The following is a 24,851-nucleotide window of genomic DNA, read 5'->3' on the forward strand; positions in this document are numbered from 1 at the left end:
TTGCCGTTGGGCCTGCCCGTTCGCCTGTGCTTTTCGGCTAAGCAAAGATTTTAATCACGGAACAATTAATGATCTCTCATTTACGAACAATGCTGTTTTTCGGCTTATCTCTTACACTGCTCGCCTTAAGCACCGGTGCAAAGGCTCAGTTCTTTGGCGACAGCCAAGCAAAACTGGTGGTGCTCGAAGAAATTAAATTTCAATATGCAAAACGCGATGTAGAAGCTGTGGGTACCGCAGAAGCTGTCCGTTCAGTTGTGTTATACCCTGCTGTAGCCGATGAAGTAACAGAAGTGAATTTTGTCCCTGGCCAATACGTAGAGGCGGGCCGGGTACTTGTTCGTTTAGATGACCGTCGACAACGGGTGGCCGTGCGCCGTGCGGAATTACAACTGCTGGATGCAGAACGTTCATTTCAACGCTTAAAGGAAAGCCGCGCGAAAGGCGCCATTCCGCAAAGTGAACTGGATCTGGCTGAAACCACCCGCGATCTAGCCAAAGTCACCCTTGATGAAGCCAAAGCGGATTTAGAAGACCGCGCCGTTTCTGCACCGTTCAGTGGTATTGTTGGTTTAACCGACGTTGAAGTTGGTGACCGTATTACCACCACCACCGCTATCACCACACTTGATGACAGAAGCAAATTGTTTATCGATTTTCGCGCGCCTGAAGCGGCATTAGCGGTGCTACTAAACGACCCTCAAGTTACTTTGCAACCGTGGTCGAGCCGTGATAAAGAATTGGCCGCTGAAATTGCCGAAGTGGATTCACGCATCAGCGAAACCGACCGCACACTGCGTGCAAAAGCCATGTTAGACAATAATGCAGATAACTTCCGCCCGGGAATGAGCTTCCGGGTAAATCTTGAAATTAATGGCAATGAATACGCAGCCGTACCCGAAGCGTCTTTACTGTGGGGCGCTACCGGAGCTTACGTATGGATTGCAGAAAATGGTAAAGCTAAGCGCATTGATGTCACTGTGCATCAACGCTTACGTGGCACCATTTTAGTGTCCGGCAACCTGTCTCCCGGTGACAAGCTGATTTCAGAAGGCATACAACGTCTTCGCGAAGGTCAGGAAATCACCACTGAACTGGCGCGCCGGAGCACCGACAATGGTTAAGCATTCCCTGCAAACTGGAGATTTACCCTCCGTATCCATTCGACGCCCGGTACTTATTGTTGTACTTAACTTACTCATCGTTATTGCGGGTTTCGCCGCGATAAATGGTCTTGAAGTTCGTGAACTTCCCGACGTTGATACCCCTCAGGTTACGGTTACCGCCGAATTCCCCGGCGCATCGCCGGAAACGGTTGATGCCGAAGTAACGAGCCGTCTGGAAGGTGCTGTTGCTCGGGTGAGTGGGGTAAAAAATATTTCCGCACAAAGTGAAGAAGGATCGGCTCGGGTAAGGGTTGAGTTCCGTCCTGGTGTTAATCTCGAAGATGCCGCCAACGAAACCCGTGAATCGGTTAGCCGCGTGCAGCGCCAACTTCCTGAAGACGTTGAACAAGTTTCTATTATTCGCGCCGACAGCGATGCCCAGGCGGTAGTCAGCTTGGCCATATCCAGCGAAACATTGGATATGGAAACACTAACCGAGCGTGTAGACACAGACCTCGCGCCACTATTCCTAAGCATTCCTGGCGTAGCCGATGTGCAAATGAGCGGCGATCGTGAACGGGTATTACGCGTGTCGGTGGACCCGCTACGTTTAACCAGTTTTAACTTGTCCATGACTGACGTAGCAAACGTACTGGCCCAAGCCCCATTTGACGTTCCCGCGGGCAGTATCCAATCGCAGGATCAATCATTAATCGTGCGCGCCGATGCCACCTCAATCAGTGCTGAAGATGTGTCTGATATCGTGATAAGCGGCGACATTCGCGTAGGTGATGTGGCGAACGTCTTTTTTGGCCCCGCTGACAGTACGTCTATGGTTCGACTAGACGGCCGCCCGGTGATTGGCCTTGGTGTTATTCGTCAGGCGAGTTCAAATACCATCGAGATTTCGGATGAAGTCATGGCCATGGTGGAAGGCCTGAACAAGCGCTTCCCTGACATGGACATTGTAGTGACCAGTGATGACGCGGAGTTTATTCGTGATTCCGTAGGCGAAGTTATCGGCTCACTAAGCGCCACTATCGTGCTGGTTGTGGTTACTCTTCTGGTATTTATCGGCTCATGGCGCGCTACCATCGTTCCCGCACTTTCCATCCCCGTATCGCTAGCAGGTGCACTGGGTGTGATTTGGATGTTGGGATTCTCTATCAATATTCTTACCCTGTTAGCGCTGGTACTAGCCACAGGTATGATTGTTGATGATGCGATTGTGGTATCGGAAAATATCCAACGACGTCGTGGCATGGGTCTGGGTGCACGTGCTGCTGCGGTGATTGGTACCCGCGAGGTATTCTTTGCAGTGGTGGCGACAACCGCCGTGCTGGCCTCTGTATTTATTCCAATCGCCTTTTTGCCCTCCACCGCCGGGCGCTTGTTCCGTGAGTTTGGTGGTGTATTGGCAGGTGCGGTGATCATTTCTTCTTTCGTTGCCCTGTCACTGGTTCCCGCATTAACTGCCCGTCTGCCAGTGAAAGCAGCAAAAGAGAAAAGCTTATTCTCTTCAACTCTTGGCCGTTTTGGTAATGTCTGTTTACGTGGCTATCAGCGTTCCCTCGTGTGGTCGCTGAAGTATGCCTGGCTGGTTGTGGTACTCAGTATTGTTGCCGCTGCCGGAGCCTGGTTTACGGCGCAGAATATCAACAATGAGTTATTACCCAGTGAAGACCGCGGTACTATCCGTATTTTCGCTCGTGGACCTGACGGTGCTGGCATGAACTTCATGGATCGCCAGGCGTATAAAATGGAAGAAATGCTGATGCCTTACGTGGAAAACGGCACCGTTGATTCTATTTATACCGTTGTCGGTTCCTGGGACCCAAACATCGTGTTTATTACCGTGCCGCTAAAACACTGGGACGAGCGTGATAAATCGCTGCAAGACATCGTCGAAGAAATTCGTCCGGGCCTGCAAGCTATTCCGGGTGCACCAGGTAATGCGTTTGGTGGTAACAGCTTGAATCTTCGCGGCCAGAGTGGCGGCATGGAACTGGCGCTAACCGGCAATAGCTACGAAGGTATCTACGATGCAGCGGTAGACTTTGCCGCAGCCATCGAAGAAAACATTCCGCAGCTTGGTTCGCCTCGCGTCAGCTATGAACCAACACAGCCGCAATTACGTGTGAATATTGACCGTCGCCGTGCCGAGGAATTGGGTGTGCCACTCAGCGATATTGCTGCCACCTTACGTGCAGCGGTAAATGGTGACGATATTGCCGATTTGAACGTGGGCGATCAGGCGATTCCCATTATGCTTGAATCCAGTAAGCGCAATACTACCAACCCGTCTGATTTGACCAACCTGTACGTGAAATCCACAACCGGTTCTTTGATCCCGCTGTCTAGCGTGGCTTACATTACAGAAGAAGGTGTAGCCGCTGAATTGGAACGCCAGGCCCAGCGCAGAGCCATTAACTTATCGATGGATTTACCGGATGATTTCACCATCAACGAAGCTGTAGAACGTTTACGTGCATTGGGTAACGATACCTTGCCCGATGGTATCGGTCTGGTATTTTTAGGTGAGGCGCAAACATTTGAAGAAACCTCACAGCAGGTCGCGCTTACCTACATTCTCGCCTTTATCATTGTATTGCTGGTACTTGCGGCTCAGTTTGAAAGTGTAAACAGCGCCGTCGTGGTGATGCTTACAGTACCGTTTGGTATTGCGGCTGCAATTTATGCACTGTATCTCACCAATACGTCCATTAATGTGTACTCGCAAATCGGGCTGGTGATGCTAATCGGACTGTTAGCGAAGAACGCTATTTTGCTGATCGAATTTGCTGACCAGCTTCGCGATCAAGGGCACTCCGTTTACGATGCCATTGTAGAAGCCGGTAAAGTGCGTCTGCGCCCGATTATGATGACGCTGGTATCGACCATCCTCGGTGGTCTGCCGCTCATCCTGTCGTCGGGTGCTGGTGCGGAATCCCGTAACGCCATTGGCTGGGTTGTGTTTGGTGGATTGGGTATTGCGGTGGTGTTTACGCTGTATCTTACGCCGGTGCTGTATCTTGCCCTCGCCCGCTTCACCAAGCCCCGGGCAGATGAAACTCAGCGACTTGAGAAAGAGTTGACCGATGCCGATGAGCAGCAAATTGCTTAAGCGTCAGCAAAGTTAAAAATACAAACGGGACCTGCATGGTCCCGTTTTTTGTGCAGCGCATTCACCCTATTCGATAAGAAGCGGGCACAAAAAAACCGTCGGCAGACGGTTTTTCTAAGCCAGATTTACAGCATGCTAATTCAGTGGCGTTGCCGTGTTTGGCTGACTGCCATTCACTAATGCTTTGGCAAGCACTTTGTGGGTAAGCAAAGAAAGTAACTCGGTTTCTTCTTCACTACGCTCACCGTCGATGCCAGTGATGGCCATGGCCACTTCCAGCGCCTTGTCAGCATCGAAAATCAAATCATTCTGCAACGTTCGTAGATACCGTAGTTGCTCACCCGCATCGATAACCTGACGTGTTTGATAAATTGCATCGGTGAAAAAAGCTTCCCGACAGATGGGACTCTGCCAATCGAGTTTGTCGATAACATCTTCCAGATAATCCTGTTCCGAAAGCGTTACTTTACCGTCAACCTGATACAACAGAACTGATAAACGGATTAAAGCCTGGTTAAAGGCCTGTTCATGGGACAACTGCATATTACTCTCCGTTGTGTGCCATATATTCTAATTCGATGGAACTGCCATCTGTCGGCGCATCACTTTGCTTCCTCAAAGTGACAAGCATATTACGCACTGACATAGAACAAAGTTCATAATGTTACACAATTGTTAATTATATTTACTTTGCAGCAAATTGCACCCTTTGTTTAGATCAGTTTTGACCTGAATCATGAGGGTTTGTGCCAATATGGAATATCAGCGCAAACCCAGTGTGACGTCATTGATATAGAAATTGCCGGTAAAGGTTTTATCTGGCTGCCCAGCGGCATCTAAGGCGAAAAATTGTTTGTCATTTTCGTCAAGCGACTGGTAACCACCAATCACTTGATAAATCCACACCTCTTGATCGAAGTCCAGTGCATGTTCGGCAAAGTATTCCAGCGCCGACTTAGGTTGCCCTGAATCGATGACATCACAAAAATAGTCATCAACAGCCTGGTGAATGGGATCTTTCTCTAACGATACACTGCCCTGCTCGGCCACTTCGATTTCTTGCGCGGCTTTATGGCTTTCTTCATCAGGCTTACGACGATGAATATCAGTCAAATTACTGACAATCATCTGGTAATCAGCCTCATGCTCAACCTGATTCACATCGGCTGCCGCCGGTGCCAGCAGACTAGCAGACTGATTAAACAATACCGGCACCTGACTCAGCGCCGGATAATTACCCGGTGTAAAATCAGGTTGTTGTTCCATATGTAGCAGAAAGCCTTTAAGAAGGCGGGTACGCCCCTGAAACTCGCGAAAACGACCGAGCAAATCGAGCAACCGGGCCTGTACTACCGACAACTCCTGCGCCGCCTTGGAGAAGCTTTGCTGTAGCGCTACTACCAACAAGTGTCGCAATTCACGGTTGCTGCCTGCCAATTCGCTGAGCTCATCAAAATGGAAGCTTTCAAGCTGTTGCAGTAAGTCACTTACCTGGCCTTGCGCCAATTCGTTTTCGCGGATCTTGGCTTCCACCGAACTCACATAACCGAATTCGTTATTAATGCGACCAAACAGCACGCGCACGCTGTTAGTGAGTGATTCCGTCAGTTGGTAAACATGTTCAGTGAGATCCCCCATGTGCGCATGGGCTTCATTAAAGCGATTATGATGAAGTGACTCTTTATAATGCTCGGCCAGCGTGCGCAGGCTCGCCAATGACGCCGTGATGTTGGTGTTTATGGTACGGCTGCGATCATCCTGCAAACTGCCTTCTAACAGTGCGCGCACCGCATTTTTCAACCGCAACGGGCTTTGCGGATCGGGGCGCCAAAGCACGCCGAGTTGCACCAGTTGCTCCAACACCTTACGGCTGTGATCTGCCTCTTTTACCGAGCCATTCACATAAGCTTGCATGATAAGCTCGCTATGACGACCAAGCGCATTTAGCAGGCGGTTACCCGCCTGAATTAACACCTGACTCATAACAGGCTACCCTGTTGCACTGCCGCTTCGGCCTGTGCCGATAACGACAAGCTTTCGGTCTCATCGATAAATTTAATCATCTCGTATAAATGTTCTACCTTGCCGGTCACCAGATAAATCTGTTTCTCAGAGTTTGGTTTGATGAGATAGCCCATGTCGGTAAGACGTTTAAAAACCTGCTTCAACTGACCATCTAAATTCATGCTGGTAGAGTTGAAAATACGATAGCGGGAAATTTTCTCCAACTGTTCAGCGTAGGCTGGCGTATCTTCAATCACGCTTTGCAACTCGTTTAAGCGCAAGGCGTTGCCCATGGTCACCGGCATATCCGATTCACTCGCCTGTTGCACCAATAACAGCCACTCTACCAGAGGCACCAAGCTAGATGCCGTTTCCTGAAACTGTAGCGTCAGTACTTTGCGCTCGTCGTCACCAAGCGTGAGGTATGCGGCAAAAAACACATCCCCTTCAGCGGTAGACGCCAGCGTGCGATTTAGCACGTTTAGGTGCGGCTCCAGCTTTGCGGCATTGTCCCGGCTTTTCAGAAACCGCCAACCTTCTTCATCACTGACCTGACAAACAAACTGACCACTTAACAGCAGACTTAAAATACGACCTTGTTCTGACATCATGCTGAAGCCTCCTGTTCACGACGGGCTTTGATTCGTTCGGCAATGGCGCTGGCTTTGGGCTCTACCACCTGTAATTGACGGCTCACCTTATCGATGAGATAACGGTTGTCGAACAGGGTAAGCACGTCTGATTCCGGGTTAGGGAAAGCCCCCACCACACAGATATTATTGTTCTGACAGGCATCAAAGATTTTCTTCACGTTACTCTGGTGAAGCGTACCTAATTCATCGATGGGCCAGTGGATGGTGGCATCAGCTTCACCACGAAGCAGTCGGGTGAATGCCAGCAAGAATTTACACAGAATAAGGTACGCCATACCGTGACTCGACGACTCGTTAAGCTGTCTGTCAGTGCGTATTACCAGGTCGCTGTTGCCTTCCCGCAAATGCAATTCAATATCCAGCAATTTGCTGATACCGCCAGTAAGTGCGGCGCGCCCAAGTATATCCAGCACCCGGCGCATGCTTTGGCCGTACTCTTCATCAGGAAGCTGATTAGCCCCCTCCGCCATCCACGCATCGTAAAGGCTTCGGAATTGCTCCAATTCAGGCCAAAATTCCAGCTCGCTGATCCGCGAGCGGATTTTTACCGCGGAATCGGAAACACCATCGAGGAAGAGTTCACCGTCTACCTCTTTAGTAATGCGGCGGCTCTGACTGACAATACGTTTGTCGATATCGGCCAATACGAAGTAGTACTGACTCAGATCGGCCCCGAAGATCCTGCCTTGCTCTTTCAGGCCCTGTAGTTTCTGCGGCACAATCACATTTAAGAGCTGGGCAAGATGGGTAACCATACGACGATGATCAATACTTTTCACACCTTGCGCGTTCATCACCGCGCATTCTTCACGAGCACGTTCCCAGGTGTCAGACAGACCCGTTCCGGCCTGAGCAGCAATCAGCTGATCGAACCGTTCAACATACGCCTTCACGTCAGACAGTAAGGTTTCACGTTCTTGCAACGCGCTTTGTACCAGCGACAGGCGTTGGTTAATGGAGAGCTCGTCCTGACGCTGTTCATCGTCGCTTTGAACACTAGGCAGGGCGATTTTTGCCAGCGAGCGCGAAAAGTTCACCACTTGCTCATGCTGCTCTGATACCGTTTTAACAGAGGTTTCTAACTGAGCATGTTGGTCTTTCAGTTGCTCGCGAGTTTCACGATACACGGTTTGCTTCTGCGCCAGTTCTCGTTCAGATTCCGCCAGCGATTTACGGGCTTTCGCCAGGCTGTTCTGCCAGGCCACTTTATGGCCGTTAAACACGGTCTGATACCAGCGCTCGTAATCTGCCACCTTATGGCGGTGGGTTTCCGTTCTATAAATGTCTTCTTTGAGTTTCTTCGTGCGCTTCTTCAGTTCGCCGATTTCATCCACATCAACGCCGCGATTATTCAATTCGTTCTCAAGCCACTGCTCGGTGTCACGTTTGTCTTTCGCCGCGCTGTCACGGGCTTTACGCATGTCGCTGTCGAGCTGACTGATGCGGGCATCGGTATCGGAAATCAGTTGCTGCCAGTGGAAGCTGTGCTCGGTTTCAGTTTCCCGCTGCTGATCTTTAATTTCGTCGCGGTCGAGTTCAAACTGGGCCACCAGATGTTTTCTGGCCTGCACGTTTTCTTCCAGCTTGCTGCGGGCCTTCTGTTTACGGGCCGACAGTGCCTGCTGATATTCGCTCAGGACTGAATCGCGGTCCTGCTGCGCCCGCTTACGGGTAGCTTCTGCACTGCGAACCGCGTTGTCGCGTTGGGTCATGGCAAGCTCGGCGTTTCGCACCGCTTCATTGGCTTGTGCTAATGCCGACTCGCATTCATTTTGTGATGCCAGCGCCAGCTCGAGGGCTTCTTCTGCCCCGTTCAATCGGGCTTTGAGTTCTTGTTCGGTATTGGCGTATTCGGGTGTATCTAAGGTTTCCAGAGCCAACTTGATGCCGAAAAGGCTATCGCCTTCGGCTAACTGCGGTGCCAGATCTTTGCGCTCTAGCAATTCCGGGCGGATGATTTTGCCAAGGGAATGTTCCCAGTCATCCAGGTTGCCACGAAGGAATTCCAGTAGCGAACCTTCGCCGGGGTAAAGCAAATGATTGATGCTTTCAACCAGCTTTTCTTGCTTCTGATGGTGCTGACGGGCTTTATCGAGTGCCGCAGATGCGGTTTGACGGTGCTGAATCGCCTTACTGTGTGTTTGCTGAGCCTGACGATATTCACTGCGGGCAGCATCTTCGTTTACACTGGCTTCTTTAATTGCCGCATCGAGCAGATCTAACTGCGACTGTTCAAACTCGTTATAACCGGCGTTATTTAATCCCGCTTTTAATTCCGCTTCGCTGACTTTTAAATCGCTCAACGCATTTTGGTGCGCATGGTCCAGCGTTTGTAATTGCTGAGCAAAATCGTCACGGATAACCTGTAACGCATCCCGTTCTTTTTGCTGCAACTCACTGCGCTTATCAGCCGCTTCCTGACGACTGGCAGACAGCTGTTCCAAGTTCATACTGAGCTTTTCACCCAGCTCAGCTATCCGGCGGTTAAACGTGGATTCGATATCCTGGTGCTTTTCGGTCAGCAGTGTGTAGCGGCTACTGGCCAGTTCAAGTTCGTTCTGCCACTGGCCAAGGTTGGCCACATCTTCCTTGAGCTGTTCAATATTTTGTTCCTGCCAGCTTTGGAATTCATCTTCCACCGCGTCGAGTTCTGCGGTGTACTTCTCCACGTCAGCACGGGCCGACGATACTGTCTGGTTCAAAGCATCGCGGGTTTCAGCCCACTGATTATCATTCTGCTTACGCTGAAACTGATTCTCTTCCAGCTGACTTTTCGAGGTTTCCAGCGCCGCCGCCAGGTGACTCTTGTCGTTTTCGAAAACTTTTTTCAATCCGGCCAATTGTTTTTCGGTGGAGCCCAGCGCCATATCGGCCTGCTCCAGTTTGGCAAACTCTGGACGAATGCGATCGAATTGCTTAATTAACTGACATTCACGCAACCAGTCGTCCACACGATTGCGACTGAGGTTGGATGTGGGCGGTTGTACGCCGTCTTCTTCCAGAATGGCGGCAATCATGGCTTTGATGGTTTCCATCTTGCCTTCTTTGGAATGAACCGCTTTGGCCAGCTTTTCAATATGGCGAACATGAAGATTCGGCTGACACAAACTGAATATGCGGGCGTAACCGAGTAGTTCACGGGCATTACTGCTCTGGTTAAGCACACCGTGATCGTTTTGCAGAATGGCACGGAAATCTTTGGTGGTAAGCAGGCTGGTTACCAGCACATTGTTTCGCTTTAAAGCCCGGGCCAACTCGGCACTGCTGACGCTTGCCCGTTTGCCGTTTTTCTGTTCAATCAAATAATCATTGATATCGAAAGGCTTACCGATGAACCGATAATTCACACCGGTGCCATTTGAACTCAACACTGCCTGACACAGATCGCCTTCTGCGCGGGTGTATTCGTAAATAATAAAACTGGAAGTGCGCGGTAAATACCAGCGCTCGAAACTGTCGCGGGTAGCAGGTACCACCCGGCTTGGATATTCACCGTAAAATACGGGGATCAGACGTTGTAAGGTGGTTTTACCCGAGGCATTGGTACCACAAATGTTTGTGTGTCCGTCCGTTTTCAGTTCAACCACACCGGGTAAGTGTGTGTCGATGAGAATGATGCGTTTTAAACCGGCCATAAATTTCCTGTCTTGAACTCGGCATGAGAATTATTGTGCGTTGTAATGCCGAAAAAAGCTGCCTGAACAATTACATCCAAGGCAGCTTCTTCTGGTGTTGCGTAGCTAAAAAGGGTTACCGTGGCGGGAACATACCGCCGCCACCGCCCATTCCACCTGGCGGCATCATACCTTTCATCTGGCGCATCATTTTTTTCATGCCGCCACCAGACATTTTCTTCATCATTTTCTGCATTTGCGTGAATTGCTTCAGCAGACGGTTCACATCCTGGATTTGGGTACCGGAACCGGCAGCAATACGGCGCTTACGCGAACCTTTAATCACATCAGGGCGGGCTCGTTCAGCAGGTGTCATCGAATTAATGATGGCTTCCATTTGGTTGAACTGCTTTTCATTTGCCTGATCTTTGATTTTGTCAGCCATACCGCCCATGCCAGGCAGCTTGTCCATTAATCCCATCATGCCGCCCATGTTGCGCATTTGCTCGAGCTGCTCTTTGAAGTCTTGCAAGTCGAAGCCCTTGCCTTTCTGGACTTTCTTCGCCAGCTTAGCGGCTTTGTCTTTATCGACTTTGCGCTCAACTTCTTCAATAAGGCTGAGTACGTCACCCATGCCCAGAATACGAGACGCGATACGCTCAGGGTGGAACGGCTCAAGGGCATCCACTTTTTCGCCCATACCAATAAACTTAATGGGCTTACCGGTAATTTGACGAACAGACAGTGCAGCACCACCACGGGCGTCACCATCTGCTTTGGTTAGAATGACACCGGTTAATGGCAGTGCATCATTAAATGCCTTGGCTGTGTTCGCCGCATCCTGACCCGTCATGGCATCAACCACGAACAGGGTTTCAACCGGCTTCACAGCCGCATGCAGCGCTTTGATTTCGTCCATCATGTCGGCATCGACGTGCAAACGACCGGCGGTATCCACTAACAGAACGTCATAGAACTGCTTCTTGGCGGCGTCGATAGCCCCATTAACGATGTCGATAGGTTTTTGATCGGCCGTAGAAGGATGAAACCCCACACCCACATCGTCGGCCAGGGTTTCAAGCTGCTTAATCGCGGCGGGACGATATACGTCGGCACTTACCACCAGCACTTTTTTCTTTTCGCGTTCGGTGAGGTACTTGGCTAACTTACCCACGCTGGTTGTTTTACCCGCACCTTGAAGGCCGGCCATCAGTACCACAGCAGGAGGCTGAGCAGAAAGGTTCAGCTTTTCATTTGCCTCCCCCATTACCGCTTCAAGTTCAGACTGAACAATTTTAATAAATACCTGACCAGGCTTCAGCGCCTTGGTCACTTCCGTGCCAACCGCACGGGCTTTCACCTGAGCAACAAAGTCTTTAACGACAGGCAGCGCAACGTCTGCTTCCAGAAGTGCCATACGCACTTCCCTTAGCGTCTCTTTGATGTTGTCTTCGGTGAGTCTGCCGCGACCAGAAACGTTGCGTAACGTCTGGCCAAGGCGTTCAGATAAATTCTCAAACATAAGGCAGCTTCTTTAAATCGGATTATTCATTTTCACGACATTATAGCGAAAAAGGCGTTCACAACGAACCATGAATACACTTTCTCTCTTTATATTGCCTTAAACTGTGTAAAAACAATGGTTCTGGTTGAATTCTCTGTGCAGTTGCAGTATCAATACAGGCAAAGATTCATGGACCGGTTATTTTTTATTTTCCGGAGAATAACGCCCTTCCTCCCAACACCGGTCATGCTAAAATAAAAAACGTTTCGCACAGTAGCGAACCGACAGCCAAAGGATATCGCGTCAGATTATTGCACGGCGAATCTTGCACAGGAATTGGGATGACCACCGTATTTGCCGTTACAGGCATTATTTTTTATCTTGCCGCAGCGTATCTGCTGATGGGAAAAATTGTTAATCAACAGTCGCCAAACAAAAAGCTGGCGATTATTTTGTCGCTTGTCGGGGCTGCCGCACATATCGGCTATTTGTCTCAGGCCATCGTGATTGCGCCAGGGCAAAACATGAGCATTACCAACGTTCTCTCGTTGGTGTCCTGGTTGATTACCGCCTCCATGCTTATCAGTGCATCTGTGATGCCGAATATTATCCTGTTACCGGTTGTCTTCGGATTTTCAGCACTCACCATTGCCGCAGCGGTTTTTGTGCCCGTTACACACATCATGCATATTCAAATGCAACCCGGCCTGGTTATTCATATTACGCTGTCGCTCTTCGCTTATGGCACGCTGGTTATCGCTTTCCTTTATGCGCTGCAAATGTCGTTTATTACCCACAAGCTAAAACAAAAAGGCGCATCACTGCTTAACTCTCCGTTACCGCCGTTAATGCTTGTCGAAGGCATGTTATTTAAACTGTTGCTCGTCGGCACATTTTTGTTGGTACTGTCGCTCATCAGCGGATTCGTATTTCTCGATAACATGTTCAGTACGATGTACGCCCATAAAACCTTGCTGTCGCTCATTGCCCTGGTGGTATATGTCTTTTTGCTCACCGGGCAACGCATTTGGGGATGGCGAGGCAAACAGGTAATTGTACTTACCGTCGTTGGTTTGCTGTTGCTTACCCTCGCCTATTTCGGTAGTCGCTTCGTTCGGGAAGTACTACTTTAGACTAAAAATATCAGTAATCAGTGGGCTGCTTCCGCCAAAATAGGTGAAAAGCGGCTACTGTATGCGTAGATTCACAAACTTACACTTGAAACCCGTTGGCTGAATAACTAAATTGGACAGTCCACACAGGTAAAGGAACCCTTTTTTTTGGACGACATATCAACAAGCACGCTATTTATTGCACTTGGCGTACTGATACTTTTATCCGCCTATTTCTCTAGTTCTGAAACAGGCATGATGTCGATTAACCGCTATCGACTTAAACACCTACAAAATGAAGGTAACCGCGCCGCATTGCGTGTGCAGAAGTTACTCGAACGTCCTGATCGCCTGATAGGTCTTATCCTTATAGGCAACAACATGGTAAACATTGCTGCATCTGCCATTGCTACCATTTTATGTACGAGGTTGTTCGGCGATTATTGGGGCTTCATCGCTACTACATTCGGTCTTACCCTGGTGCTGCTTATATTTGCAGAAGTCACACCGAAAACGCTGGCCGCGCTGTATCCGGAAAAAGTGGCGTTTCCTAGCTCGCTCATCTTATTACCACTGCTGTTTGTACTCTATCCGTTCGTGGCCATGATTAACTCCATCACCAACGGCATTTTGTTTTTATTACGCATCGACTCTAAGAACGGTAATGATGACTCGCTCAGCCGGGAAGAGTTGAGAACCGTGGTCTATGAAGCCGGAACGATGATCCCGAAAAAACACCAAGATATGCTGGTCGGCATTCTTGATCTGGAAAACGTGACCGCTGAAGACATCATGGTGCCTCGCGCTGAAATCGTTGCCATTGATATCAATGAAGACTGGAAGAAAATTCAGAAGCAACTTACTCAAGCCCAGCACACACGCGTTCTACTTTACCGCGACAGTATTGACGATGCGGTGGGCTTTGTTCACGCCCGTGACGCATTGCGTCTGTTATCAAAAGACCAGTTCACCAAATCCAGTCTGCTTCGTGCAGTACGGGAAATTTACTACACGCCTGAATCGACTCCACTGCACACACTGATGTATAAGTTCCAGGCTGAAAAAGAGCGCATCGCTCTGGTGGTAGATGAATACGGTGACATCATGGGCCTGGTAACACTGGAAGATATTCTGGAAGAAATTGTCGGTGACTTCACCACTTCAATGGTGCCGGACCACAGCAAAGAAGCCAACGTTCAGCAAGATGGCAGTGTACTGGTTGATGGCAGTGCCAACGTCAGAGATCTAAACAAAGAAATGGACTGGAATTTACCGCTAGATGGGCCTAAAACCTTGAACGGTTTGATTCTGGAATATCTTGAGGAAATTCCTGAGCATCATGTAAGTGTTCGTCTTGCGGGCTATCCTATGGAAATTGTCGATATAAAAGACAACATGATTAAAACAGTACGGGTATTACCGGAATACTTTGAAACACCCCGGGAAACGTCCTCAGAAAACTAAGTCTCTTCACTGGCCCGCGCACGTCGGGCCAATACTTGCGCCTTAGCCGCAGCCACCTTTTCCGACAATGAACTCAACTTACCGAGAATATCCTTCAGTTCTTCATCGTTTTTAAGATCGGCCTCAGCCATATGACTCTCTAACGAACGCCTGAGCAAATCAGGGATGGATTTAGTTGTCATTAGAATTACTGCCCTGCGCAGTTGGTTACACTCTCACTACATAGTTTATCGGTTGAGAAATTAACTTCTTAAGAGGTTTTTTAATTTTTGCGGATAAAGATGGAGCAGGACAGGCTTTTAGCCTTGAAAATGCGCGACGAGTTCGCCTTTCTGTTTCTGAATATTGTAGCGAACCACCGCGACAGATGCCGTTGCAAACAGGCTATGTGTTGGGATAGTACACACTTCATCCAGAAAATAACTCACGAACGGCATATGGCTAACCAGTAACATACGGTTAATTTGATGACCACGGCCGGTATGCGCGTTGAGCAACGTATCAACATAATCGTGGGCCATTGCTGGATTACCTTCAGGCACAATATCGTCCCAACTTTCAGACTTGCCGGCACTCAAATCAAGACTGAGCATGTCAAAAGTCTGACGGGCTCGACGATAAGGGCTAACCAATGCAAGATCTACCTGCCTGTTTTCACAGTAGTTATCTATAAGCCAGTTAGCCGTTACAGAGACTTGTGCACGACCAAACTCAGTTAGCTGACGACTTTTGTCATCAACCCGCAATGATTCTGCCTCACCGTGGCGCATAATAAATAATAATGTGTCAGCGTTGGAATTTTGACGTGGCATAGTTTAATGAATATGATGAAGGACTACACTGTTACCATAGCAGACCCATATAGAGTAGCCTAGTATTAATAGTTACGACTTTAGGTGATATAAATATTTAAATTGTTCTGGAACCCAATTCCGACCTAAATTTTCTTCAAAAAAATGCAGTAATAACAAACAATATTGAGAGCATTTTGACAACTACTTTAAATCTGGAAAACGCCTGTTTCCATACGCTTCCCAACGGGTTGCGCGTCATGATTTACCAACATGACCTTTCTCCTGCAACCTCTGTGTCAATGAGTGTACGAGCCGGACATTTTTATGACCCTCAAGAATGCGAAGGTTTATCACATCTACTAGAACATATGATGTTTTTGGGTAGTCGGCATTTACCAAAGGCAAACAGTATTAACGATATGGTTGAAAGTGCTGGCGGGGCAATTAATGCCTGGACGGGTACTGAGTTTGCTAATTATCACTTCCACTGCCGCAGTACAGAAATAAAACGTATCCTTCCCGCATTCGCCGATATGATGCGCTTGCCGCTGCTTGATCCGGATACATTGAATAAAGAAATCAATGCCATTGAAGCCGAGTTTCAATTTAAGATTAAAGACGACTTACGACGCCTTTATCAAATCCACAAAGAAACCGCGAATCCGTTACATCCGTTTAGTAAGTTCTCGGTTGGTAATGCAGATATTTTCCGCTCGCTGCCTGAATGCGAGCTGCACGCCGCTTTGCAGCAATATCACGCGCAGTATTATGTAGGCGCAAACATGTGCCTTGCTATTTTTACCAGTGAAAATGTTGACGACGTACTAGAGTTGGTTTCACAAAGCTTTGGCGCATTAAAGGCAGGCGAAGAAGCCAATACGGAATGGCCCGCCTTGTACACGCCAGAACAACTGGCGGTAGAAATCAATATTGTCCCGTTGCAAACAGCTCGCCGAATGATAGTCACCTTTGCCTTGCCCGGCCTGCATCAGGACTTTCGTACCAAACCATTAAATTACCTGAGCCACCTTATTGGGGATGAAGGCGAAGGCAGTTTGCTGGCATACCTGAAAAATAAAAACTGGGTAACTAACCTTATTGCCGGTAGTGGTATTGAAGGTGAAGACTTTAAAGACTTCAATGTAAGCTTTCAGCTTACAGAGCAGGGTTTAGCCAACCGCGATCACATTCTTCAGGCGCTTTTCTCTTTTATTGCACTCATCAGTAACGCAATGGATGAAAAATGGCGCTACCAGGAAAAAGCACACTTAGGTGCACTGGCTTATCAGTACGAAGACAACCCTAAACTACAGAATATCGTGTGTGATTATTCGCAACATTTATTCTCGTTTAGCAGCGACGACATCAAGCTTTTCAGGATTGTTATCGATAGCTTCGACAAAGAAGTACTTGAAAACGCATTAAGCTATTTCAGGCCCGATAACATTCGCGTAAAAATGATTGCGCCAGAACTGGCCACAGATACTGTGTGCCGTTTCTATAATGCAAAATATCAAATGCGCCCGCTTTCGCAGACCTTGCTGTCTCAACTCTGCCATCCTGAAAATATCCCGGAGCTTCAGCTTCCTCCTCCCAATCCGTATTTGGGTGACGATTACCACCTCACGATACCTCAGGCTGAAAATCTCACGCCTCGGCTTTTACTGGATAGCGATTACACCAAACTTTGGTTTGCGCAGGACGACACGTTCCATAGTCCAAAAGGCGACTTGTACGTCTCCTTCGATACCCCGGCGTTTTCGGACGATTTACTGGCCGTTGCGGCAAAACGCATCTGGTTGGCCGCGCTCAACGACTATTTACAAGCCAAGTACTATCGCGCTGAAATCGCGGGCCTTCATTATCGTATTTATGGGCATCAGGCTGGGTTCAGCTTACATACACGGGGTTTTTCTAACCATCAGCCCAAACTCGCGGGTCAGTTGCTGGAAACCATTTACGAATTTATCCCTGACCAACAGCATTTCGATCGCTTAAAAGCGATGCAAATACAGTCCCTCGAAAATGCGTTGATGAATAAGCCGACAAACAGGTTGTTTTCCCGCTTAAGTGTGATTGTGCAGAAAAACACGCAAGCACCGGTAGACCTGCTCAAAGCGGTTAAGGAATGTACTTATCAACACATGCGTGAATGTTTAGATAACGCGCTTAAAGGCTATTACGTTGAATGTTTCATGCATGGCAACTGGTCTGAAGATGAAGCTCAGAGTTTTGCCGAGAAGTTACAGCAACAATGTACAAATGCCAATGCAGGCCCCATGTCCAGGGCAGTAACCGCTTTACCTGTTGGCGATGCACTTTATCATGAAGTGACTTGTGAACATGAAGATGCGGCAGTTGTGTTGTATTTGCAGGCGCCTAGCAACAGCCTGATAGATACCGCCATGTGTATGGTGCTTGAACAGATGTTGGCCGCCCCCTTCTTTAATGTGCTTCGAACTGAAAAACAACTCGGGTATGTGGTGGGTACCGGCTATGTACCGCACAATCAGCATCCTGGAATGGCTTTTTATATTCAAAGCCCTTCCCATGCCCCCGAAGCGCTTTTAAAAGAAATGACTTCATTTCTGTTTGAACAGCTCAATGAAATCGATTTTTATCGTTTCTACTGGTCCACGATTCAAAAAAACCTGCTGAAACAACTTGAGGAACGAGACCTGTCGTTGTCGATGAAGTCCCAGCGACTTTGGGTTTGTTTAGGCACGCAGGATTTAGCCTTCGACCGAAATGCGAAATTAGCCGACCTGATAAGCCGAACGTCTTTTCAGGACATTCAGGCTTATGCGAACAAAATAGCCGAGCGAAATGTATTCGGCGAACTGGTCTTGTTTGCTTCAGGTAAGTTTCCATCGATGGACGTATCTGACGACAAAAAATTGAAAGACCTGGCATTGTTCAAAAAAACAACACAGTATTTTCAATAAGTAAGGTAGAAAAACGCAATAAAGGATAATGTGAGCATTATTTAACCTCTACACCCGCCTAATCTGAAAAAAACTTGTAGATAATGGCGTATTTCGGCATATTGAACCTTCGGTTTGTAGGGAAGCTGCCGATATAAAACTTAATTAGAACGATAGTATAATATCGCCAAAGGTGTATTGGTGCGCTCAACCTTAAACTGGATTTTTGTTAGCTTTTTTCTGCTACTGGGGACACTTCTCTCTCCGGACAGCCAAGCTGTATCCATCACAGACATCTACTTCCAGTCCATCACTCAGAAGGATGGCATTTCCGATCACACCGTACTGGATATCGTTGAAGACAAAAACGGTATTTTGTGGATTGGAACAGTTACAGGTCTACATCGATATACCGGATACGATTCAGGTTCTAAGCAGTATCACCCCGAACCTCTTAACCCTCATTCACTCCCCTCTGCATGGATTAATGATTTGTTCATTGACGATAAAGGCACACTTTGGGTAGGTACGGACAAAGGTCTGGCTAGATATAATCCGATAAGCGATGACTTCGACCTAATTCAGTTCGAAAACCCAGAAAATGTAGCGACGAGAATAGTCGACATTGTAACAGATGAAAATGGCCGCTTATTGGTCAGCACTTACGATAATATATACAGATTATCACCTGATATGTCACAACTTGAACCAGCCTTCAGAGGTACAAGTTTTCCATCAGATATTCTTACTATTTATAATGAACAACATCGCCTGTGGATTGGAACAATTAATCATGGTGCGTTCATCCTGAACAAAAATACTGACAAGCTATATTCTTTAAGCAAAGCTAATGTTTACGGTTATTCAGTTGAACCAACACGCATTAATAAAATTAGAATAATTAATGGTGAATATTGGCTTGCTACTGGCGATGGTGTTGTAACCGTTAGTAATAATGGGGAATCTCAATTTCTAACAGATCGGGTTGATGATAAGAGTGCTACCCTCTCAGCTGTTTCGGTATTAAAGCAGAGCGGTGAGCTTGTTTATATTGGTTCGTACAAAGGTTTGAGCATTTTCGATTTAACGACCGGCAAGTTCATTGTAAATGGATTAGAAAATCACAATTTAATCGGTTTAACCCAGCGAATGATATTCGCAATAACTGAAGATTCAACTGGCGGATTGTGGCTAGGTACTTACTCTGGCCTATTTCGCTTTCAACCTGAATTAAGTGCCGTTAGAACATTCGAAAATAGTAAAGAATTTCAGGAAGCATCAATTTCTTCAACTATCTGGGCAATAGATGAAGATCAGGACCATAAACTTTGGTTTGTCACTCAGCACGAGGGCATCGGTAGATTTGATCCTAATTTGGGTACAATTGATTATTTTTTGGAAAACAAAAAAGAGCTACTTTGGGATCTTGTCATCGATCAAAATGGAATGTTCTGGATAGCATCTTCATCTGGCTTGAAAATATATAAATACGCTAATGACAAACTAGTTTTGGTTCGCTCATTGGTAGATGGTCAAAATCTTGAAAAGCTTCATTACGATGGCACGAAGATATGGCTAAACGATAATTCCGGTTTTTTAATATCTGTGCCCACTACAATAGTAAATTCAAAGAATACAGATGTAGATTTAATTACTAAATATAAACTTCCCGATAATGAACAATCATATTCCCCGGTATTCAGTGACCATGAAGGGAGAATTTGGCTCTCTACAAATACAGGAATAGCCTTATTTGACCCTTTAAAGGAAAAAGTAGTTAAATTTATCGGTAATGAAGACCAGCATGCATTTAATACTGTAAACGTCTATTTTTGGAGAAATTTTTACTGGATAACCACCAGATACAATGGTGTGTTTAAAGTAAATTCATCAACGCTGAAAATAACGGAAAAACAAGATAAAGGGTCTAATAGCGGTATAACTTTTTCAGCCATTGGAAGCAATGAATCCATTTGGTACACCAACCGGTTAGGTATAACACGAGTTGACCTATTTTCCTTGACTGATGAACAAAGCATATCGAGAGAAGAGTTAGGTAATAATGAGTTCAGTGAAGGGGCTTCTCTCTTAACAACTGCTAACTCACTTGTTTTTGCTGGGGTTCGTGGCTTTAATGTAATAAAAAGGTCGTTCATTGAGCAAAGTATTCAACAATCTGTGAAAACTCGGACTCCTCTGCTTTTTGAGTTAAAAGTTTTTGGATCGGCCCACCTTTCAGGTTCAAATGAAGAAGAAACGCAACAGACAAATGCCAGTCTATTAGTAAGTCAGAATTATTCACTTACCTACGAACAATCTAGATTTAGTATCACTTTTGGTTTAGCCAACCCTCTTACACCTGAACGCGTTAATTACCGTTATCGCATGGTAGGAAATGTAGACGAGTGGTTCCCTGCGGGGAATAATCGACTAGCTCAATTCAACAACGTGCCTTTCGGCCACTACACCTTTGAAGTGCAGGCCAAAGAAGGCGATAAGGACTGGTCAGATAGCCGAACTCTGGATATCACTGTTGGCCGGCCTTTCTGGCTGCACACTGCGGCACTGGTATTTTATGCCTTCGTCGCGCTGACTATTTTATTTTATATTCTGCGTCAGTATCAGCTACATAAACAAAGCCAACGTGCAATACAGGAATCAGAAGAGCGACTGAAACTCACCCTTTGGAGTTCTGGCGACGAGTTGTGGGACTGGGACGTGTACCGCGGCCAGGTTTATCGAGCTAACACCTGGGGCACGCTGGATTTCCCACAGGATAACATTCGTACCACCAGTGCGTATGATGCCAATATTCACCCTAACGACATTCTGCGCGTGCAGGAAGCGCTAAAGGGCCATCTGGAAGGTAAAACCGAATTTTACGAATTAGCTTATCGGGCAAAAACCTTTTCTAACGCATGGATATGGGTGTTGGATCGCGGCAAGGTTGTTCAGCGAGACCATAATCAGCAACCCATGCGGATGACAGGTACACTTAAAAATATACACCACCTGAAAGAGGCGGAAGAGCAACTTAATTTATTTAAGCGTTCAATCGAAAACATTTCGGAAGGGGTATTCATCACCGACACTAACTTCCGTTATATTTCCATTAATAACGCGTATTGTGGCTATACCGGCGAGAGTCGCGACCAGGCACTGGCCTCCTATATGTACTTTAATCAGTATCCTGATGCGTTTACCGAAGAGATCAAAAAGACACTGCGCACGAAAGGTAACTGGTTCGGTGAAGTAGAGTCTGTGCGGGTGAATGGTGAGCGCTATGAAATGGAGCTCAATATCGATGCTGTCCACGATGATGATGGCCGCATTAGCCACTTCGTAGGCGTATTCTCTGACATTACCTCGCGTAAGAATACTGAAAAAGAACTGCTAAAACTGGCAAACACAGACCCCCTGACAGAATTGCCGAATCGTTCATTCTTCCAAGCCAGCCACCAGAACCTGGTGCGTAAGGCAGCGTCTCATTCCCTGCTCTGCCTGGACATGGACAACTTTAAGAAAATTAACGACTCGTTGGGCCATCAAACCGGTGATGTGCTGATAAAACAAATTGCCCGACGTTTGCAACGCATTACCGGCAGCGCCGCCACCTGTTATCGCCTGGGCGGTGATGAGTTTAGTATTCTGATGGAAGATCAGGCTGATATTCATACAATTACCCATTATGCGCAGAACATCCTGGATAACTTGTCCCGGCCTTTCATTATTAACAAGCAGGAATTCGTGCTCGGCGCCAGTATCGGTATTGCCTTCTATCCTGATGACGGCAAAACGCCTCAGGAAATGCTAAAAAATGCAGATACGGCCATGTATTTCGCCAAGAATAATGGCGGTAATACGTACAAGTTCTTTAGTGGCGAAATGAACCAGAATGCTGTTCGTCAACTGCAAATCGAAAACCTGATCCGTCAGGGTATCAAAGACGATTTATTTACCGTGTACTATCAACCGAAAGTGGATATTGCTTCGGGTAAATTAGTCAGCATGGAAGCCTTGGTAAGATTTGAACACCCACAAAAAGGGATTGTTAGCCCAGGCCAGTTTATTCCCCTCGCTGAGCAAACAGGCCAAATTGTTGAGATTGGCGAGCAGGTGTTAAGGAAAGCCTGTGCTGATACTAAACGTTGGGTAAGTGCCGGCTTGTTCTCTGGGCGAGTTGCTGTGAATATTTCAGCGAAGCAATTCGAACTTCTTGATCTTGACGACCGCATAGAAAGAATTTTAAAAGAAGTGGGCCTGTCCCCTCTTCACCTCGAGTGCGAGATCACCGAAGGCACACTGATGGAAAACCCAGAGCAGGGTTTAGAACTCATGAAGCGGCTACGTGACCGTGGCATTCATTTGGCACTGGATGATTTCGGTACCGGTTATTCATCTCTTGCCTACTTGAAGCGCTTCCCGCTGAATACGCTGAAGATTGATAAAGCCTTCATTGATGACATTGCCGTGAGCAACACAGACCGGCATATGGCTGCCGCTATCATCAATATTGCCCATAACCTGGGGCTAAAAGTGGTCGCTGAAGGTGTGGAGCAAGAGGACCAACTTGCTATTTTACGCCGCTACGAATGTGAGATGCTGCAAGGCTACCTGTATTCGAAACCATTAAACGCAGAGCGGTTTGAAAAATTACTTCAAGAGAATCAAAAACTTTATAATCTTATTGGTAATAATTCGTTTAATTAAGCAACGTCAAAAAAAAGTCGTAGTCTATTTAGACGAATAGTCAAAAAATTTTCTTTATTTCTTATTCCAAATTCTCAATAAAAATAATTCATTGAATTTATTGAAAAAAATAAAAAAATCATACTAAAGGTTTAGTCTGGCACGCATCTAGCAATATCTCTGGTGCACCGAACATAACGGTGTTGTTTGTTCAAATAAAAATCAGAGGATATATAACATGTTAAAAGCAGCCGCTGTAGCACTCGCACTTTCAACAACTGCACCTGTAACTACTGTAGAAGAAGGCGCGAAGCCGGTTCAGAAGCAACAGGAAGCAACTACACAGTTTAAAAAGGTTAAGCCTTGCTCAAACCTGCACGCATGTGACCTTGAGTAAGTGATAGCCTACATAAAAAAAGCCAGAATCTTCTTAATGCCGATCAGTTAAGAATATTTTCATGATCGGTTGACCGATCTTTTAAAGGCTTCAAAATCCGATATCAGTTTCTGATATCGGATTTTTTTATGCCTTTACTTTCCAACCTCGATGAAACATTCAGTCATGCTGAAGATTTGAATACTATTGATAAGCTCATGTCTTTTGTTGACCCTGAACTGCTCCAGCAAGCTTATGATTTATCGGGTGTAGCGACCGTCAGACGTCGCCGGTTGCCGCTGGATTCCGTCGTTTTTACGATTGTGGGAATGAGCCTCTTCCGTAACGACCCTGTCTGGGATGTCGCGAATAAACTCGATGTTTCGCTGCCGGGTAAAAACCGCTTTGTTGCGCCCAGTGCGGTGGTGCAAGCCCGGCAACGACTGGGGGAGGAAGCTGTCGGTCACGTCTTTAAGTTAATGGCACAGCGAGCATTTGGAGAGTATGCCTTTGAACAGTGGTGTGGTTTAAATGTCCTGGCGGTTGATGGTGTGATGTTCCGTGCGCAGGATACCAATGAGAATCTTGATACATTTGGTTGTGACCGGAATGCTAAAGGTGATAATCCTTATCCGCAGGTACGCATGTGCAGCCTGATGGAAACGTCCAGCCATCTTCTATTAGCCAGTGAATTCGACAGTCGTGATGTCGGCGAGATGTCACTTGCAGAGCGCCTTGTTCCTTCGGTGCCAGATAACTCCCTGACTCTCTTTGACAGAGGATATTACTCGTTGGGATTACTCCATCTATGGATGACTAAAGGTGTGAATACCCACTGGATGCTGCCTGCTCGTAAAGATTTACAGTACACAGTAAAGCATCAACTAAGCGACCATGATGCTGTTGTCACACTGAAAACCTCGCCCCAGGCCAGAAAAAAATTTAGTGGCTTACCTGAGACCCTCGAAGCGAGATTGACCAGCTATGAAGTCGATGGAAAGACTTACCGTGTGCTTAGTTCAATGGTCAATGCGCTACAGTTTCCCTATGACGAAGTTGTCGATGTGTATGTTCAACGCTGGGAAATAGAGCTGGGCTTCAGGGAAATGAAACAAACGATGCATCAGGCAAAACTGACACTCCGAAGCAAGAAGCCGGAGATGGTACGACAGGAGCTCTGGGGGCTATTACTCGCCTACAACCTGATTCGAATGATGATGCTGGATGCTGTCAAAGATATGCCGGAGCTATCTCCGTCCCGACTCAGCTTCGGCTTATGCATGAGACACATTATTGTATTCTTCCTGTCAACCATTCCGGAAACCGTTACTAAGCTGCCCGTTCACTATGAATATCTGATGGAATCTCTGAGAATGATGAGGTTGCCCGACAAACGTCCAGACAGATATTACCCAAGAGCGGTGAGGAAAAAACCGACTAAATACCCCACAAAGAAAAAAGCCAGTCAGCTTAACTGACTGGCATTA

15 protein-coding genes are annotated in these 24,851 nt (G+C 47.1%); 8 read left to right on the forward strand and 7 right to left on the reverse strand.

What is annotated here, in order from left to right; translation table 11 throughout:
* Positions 1 to 68 precede the first annotated feature (68 nt).
* On the forward strand, positions 69 to 1,124 hold the full coding sequence (locus tag BFC18_RS17860; protein WP_070126906.1) for an efflux RND transporter periplasmic adaptor subunit: 1,056 nt from the start codon (positions 69 to 71) through the stop codon (positions 1,122 to 1,124).
* Complete coding sequence (locus BFC18_RS17865) at positions 1,117 to 4,230, forward strand: efflux RND transporter permease subunit (RefSeq protein ID WP_070126907.1); 3,114 nt, start codon at positions 1,117 to 1,119, stop codon at positions 4,228 to 4,230. Before BFC18_RS17860 ends, BFC18_RS17865 begins: the two co-directional genes overlap by 8 nt.
* A gap of 135 nt (positions 4,231 to 4,365) precedes the next feature.
* On the opposite strand, the gene BFC18_RS17870 is transcribed toward BFC18_RS17865, so the two are convergent.
* From BFC18_RS17870 to ffh, 5 genes are all read right to left on the reverse strand, one after another.
* On the reverse strand, positions 4,366 to 4,773 hold the full coding sequence (locus tag BFC18_RS17870; RefSeq protein WP_070126908.1) for a hypothetical protein: 408 nt from the start codon (positions 4,771 to 4,773) through the stop codon (positions 4,366 to 4,368).
* A 219-nt stretch (positions 4,774 to 4,992) separates the two neighbouring features.
* Positions 4,993 to 6,213, reverse strand: a complete 1,221-nt coding sequence (locus BFC18_RS17875) for a phosphoenolpyruvate carboxylase (RefSeq protein WP_070126909.1) — start codon at positions 6,211 to 6,213, stop codon at positions 4,993 to 4,995.
* The gene (locus tag BFC18_RS17880; RefSeq protein ID WP_070126910.1) at positions 6,210 to 6,845 is read right to left on the reverse strand and encodes a hypothetical protein; all 636 of its coding nucleotides are present in this window, start codon (positions 6,843 to 6,845) and stop codon (positions 6,210 to 6,212) included. Before BFC18_RS17880 ends, BFC18_RS17875 begins: the two co-directional genes overlap by 4 nt.
* Positions 6,842 to 10,522: an ATP-binding protein gene (locus BFC18_RS17885; protein ID WP_070126911.1), complete on the reverse strand. Its 3,681-nt coding sequence runs from the start codon at positions 10,520 to 10,522 to the stop codon at positions 6,842 to 6,844. Before BFC18_RS17885 ends, BFC18_RS17880 begins: the two co-directional genes overlap by 4 nt.
* A gap of 115 nt (positions 10,523 to 10,637) precedes the next feature.
* Positions 10,638 to 12,023, reverse strand: coding sequence for a signal recognition particle protein (ffh, locus tag BFC18_RS17890; RefSeq protein WP_070126912.1), 1,386 nt, complete (start codon positions 12,021 to 12,023; stop codon positions 10,638 to 10,640).
* Positions 12,024 to 12,346: 323 nt separating this feature from the next.
* Here ffh and BFC18_RS17895 point away from each other — a divergent pair, with 323 nt between their 5' ends.
* Together BFC18_RS17895 and BFC18_RS17900 are read left to right on the forward strand one after the other, a co-directional pair.
* A complete protein-coding gene (locus BFC18_RS17895; RefSeq protein ID WP_070126913.1) occupies positions 12,347 to 13,138 on the forward strand; it encodes a cytochrome C assembly family protein in 792 nt (263 codons plus the stop codon).
* A 147-nt stretch (positions 13,139 to 13,285) separates the two neighbouring features.
* Positions 13,286 to 14,581, forward strand: a complete 1,296-nt coding sequence (locus tag BFC18_RS17900; RefSeq protein WP_070126914.1) for an HlyC/CorC family transporter — start codon at positions 13,286 to 13,288, stop codon at positions 14,579 to 14,581.
* Here the strand turns inward: BFC18_RS17900 and BFC18_RS17905 are convergent.
* Positions 14,578 to 14,763 carry a hypothetical protein gene (locus BFC18_RS17905; RefSeq protein WP_070126915.1) on the reverse strand — a complete coding sequence of 62 codons (186 nt, stop codon included), beginning with the start codon at positions 14,761 to 14,763 and terminating at the stop codon, positions 14,578 to 14,580. The genes BFC18_RS17900 and BFC18_RS17905 overlap by 4 nt on opposite strands.
* 117 nt (positions 14,764 to 14,880) lie before the next feature.
* Positions 14,881 to 15,393, reverse strand: coding sequence for a phosphohistidine phosphatase SixA (gene sixA, locus BFC18_RS17910; protein ID WP_070126916.1), 513 nt, complete (start codon positions 15,391 to 15,393; stop codon positions 14,881 to 14,883).
* 239 nt (positions 15,394 to 15,632) lie between these two features.
* Here sixA and BFC18_RS17915 point away from each other — a divergent pair, with 239 nt between their 5' ends.
* The 4 genes from BFC18_RS17915 (at position 15,633) to BFC18_RS17925 (ending at position 24,842) form a co-directional block, all read left to right on the forward strand.
* Positions 15,633 to 18,320: an insulinase family protein gene (locus BFC18_RS17915; protein WP_083273173.1), complete on the forward strand. Its 2,688-nt coding sequence runs from the start codon at positions 15,633 to 15,635 to the stop codon at positions 18,318 to 18,320.
* A gap of 180 nt (positions 18,321 to 18,500) precedes the next feature.
* Complete coding sequence (locus BFC18_RS17920; protein ID WP_070126918.1) at positions 18,501 to 23,009, forward strand: EAL domain-containing protein; 4,509 nt, start codon at positions 18,501 to 18,503, stop codon at positions 23,007 to 23,009.
* A gap of 217 nt (positions 23,010 to 23,226) precedes the next feature.
* Positions 23,227 to 23,385, forward strand: a complete 159-nt coding sequence (locus BFC18_RS21760) for a hypothetical protein (protein ID WP_170826624.1) — start codon at positions 23,227 to 23,229, stop codon at positions 23,383 to 23,385.
* A 128-nt stretch (positions 23,386 to 23,513) separates the two neighbouring features.
* Positions 23,514 to 24,842, forward strand: coding sequence for an IS4 family transposase (locus BFC18_RS17925; protein ID WP_070123693.1), 1,329 nt, complete (start codon positions 23,514 to 23,516; stop codon positions 24,840 to 24,842).
* The last annotated feature ends 9 nt before the right edge of the window (positions 24,843 to 24,851 follow it).

Source organism: Alteromonas confluentis, assembly GCF_001757105.1.
Classification (GTDB): Bacteria; Pseudomonadota; Gammaproteobacteria; order Enterobacterales; family Alteromonadaceae; genus Alteromonas; species Alteromonas confluentis.

Coding starts and splice junctions, on each gene's coding strand:
- sixA (WP_070126916.1), bottom strand. CDS start 15,393: ATGCCACGTCAAAATTCCAACGCTGACACATTATTATTTATTATGCGC.
- BFC18_RS17905 (WP_070126915.1), bottom strand. CDS start 14,763: ATGACAACTAAATCCATCCCTGATTTGCTCAGGCGTTCGTTAGAGAGT.
- BFC18_RS17860 (WP_070126906.1), top strand. CDS start 69: ATGATCTCTCATTTACGAACAATGCTGTTTTTCGGCTTATCTCTTACA.
- BFC18_RS17885 (WP_070126911.1), bottom strand. CDS start 10,522: ATGGCCGGTTTAAAACGCATCATTCTCATCGACACACACTTACCCGGT.
- ffh (WP_070126912.1), bottom strand. CDS start 12,023: ATGTTTGAGAATTTATCTGAACGCCTTGGCCAGACGTTACGCAACGTT.
- BFC18_RS17915 (WP_083273173.1), top strand. CDS start 15,633: ATGATTTACCAACATGACCTTTCTCCTGCAACCTCTGTGTCAATGAGT.
- BFC18_RS17865 (WP_070126907.1), top strand. CDS start 1,117: ATGGTTAAGCATTCCCTGCAAACTGGAGATTTACCCTCCGTATCCATT.
- BFC18_RS17895 (WP_070126913.1), top strand. CDS start 12,347: ATGACCACCGTATTTGCCGTTACAGGCATTATTTTTTATCTTGCCGCA.
- BFC18_RS17880 (WP_070126910.1), bottom strand. CDS start 6,845: ATGATGTCAGAACAAGGTCGTATTTTAAGTCTGCTGTTAAGTGGTCAG.
- BFC18_RS17925 (WP_070123693.1), top strand. CDS start 23,514: ATGCCTTTACTTTCCAACCTCGATGAAACATTCAGTCATGCTGAAGAT.
- BFC18_RS17870 (WP_070126908.1), bottom strand. CDS start 4,773: ATGCAGTTGTCCCATGAACAGGCCTTTAACCAGGCTTTAATCCGTTTA.
- BFC18_RS17875 (WP_070126909.1), bottom strand. CDS start 6,213: ATGAGTCAGGTGTTAATTCAGGCGGGTAACCGCCTGCTAAATGCGCTT.
- BFC18_RS21760 (WP_170826624.1), top strand. CDS start 23,227: ATGTTAAAAGCAGCCGCTGTAGCACTCGCACTTTCAACAACTGCACCT.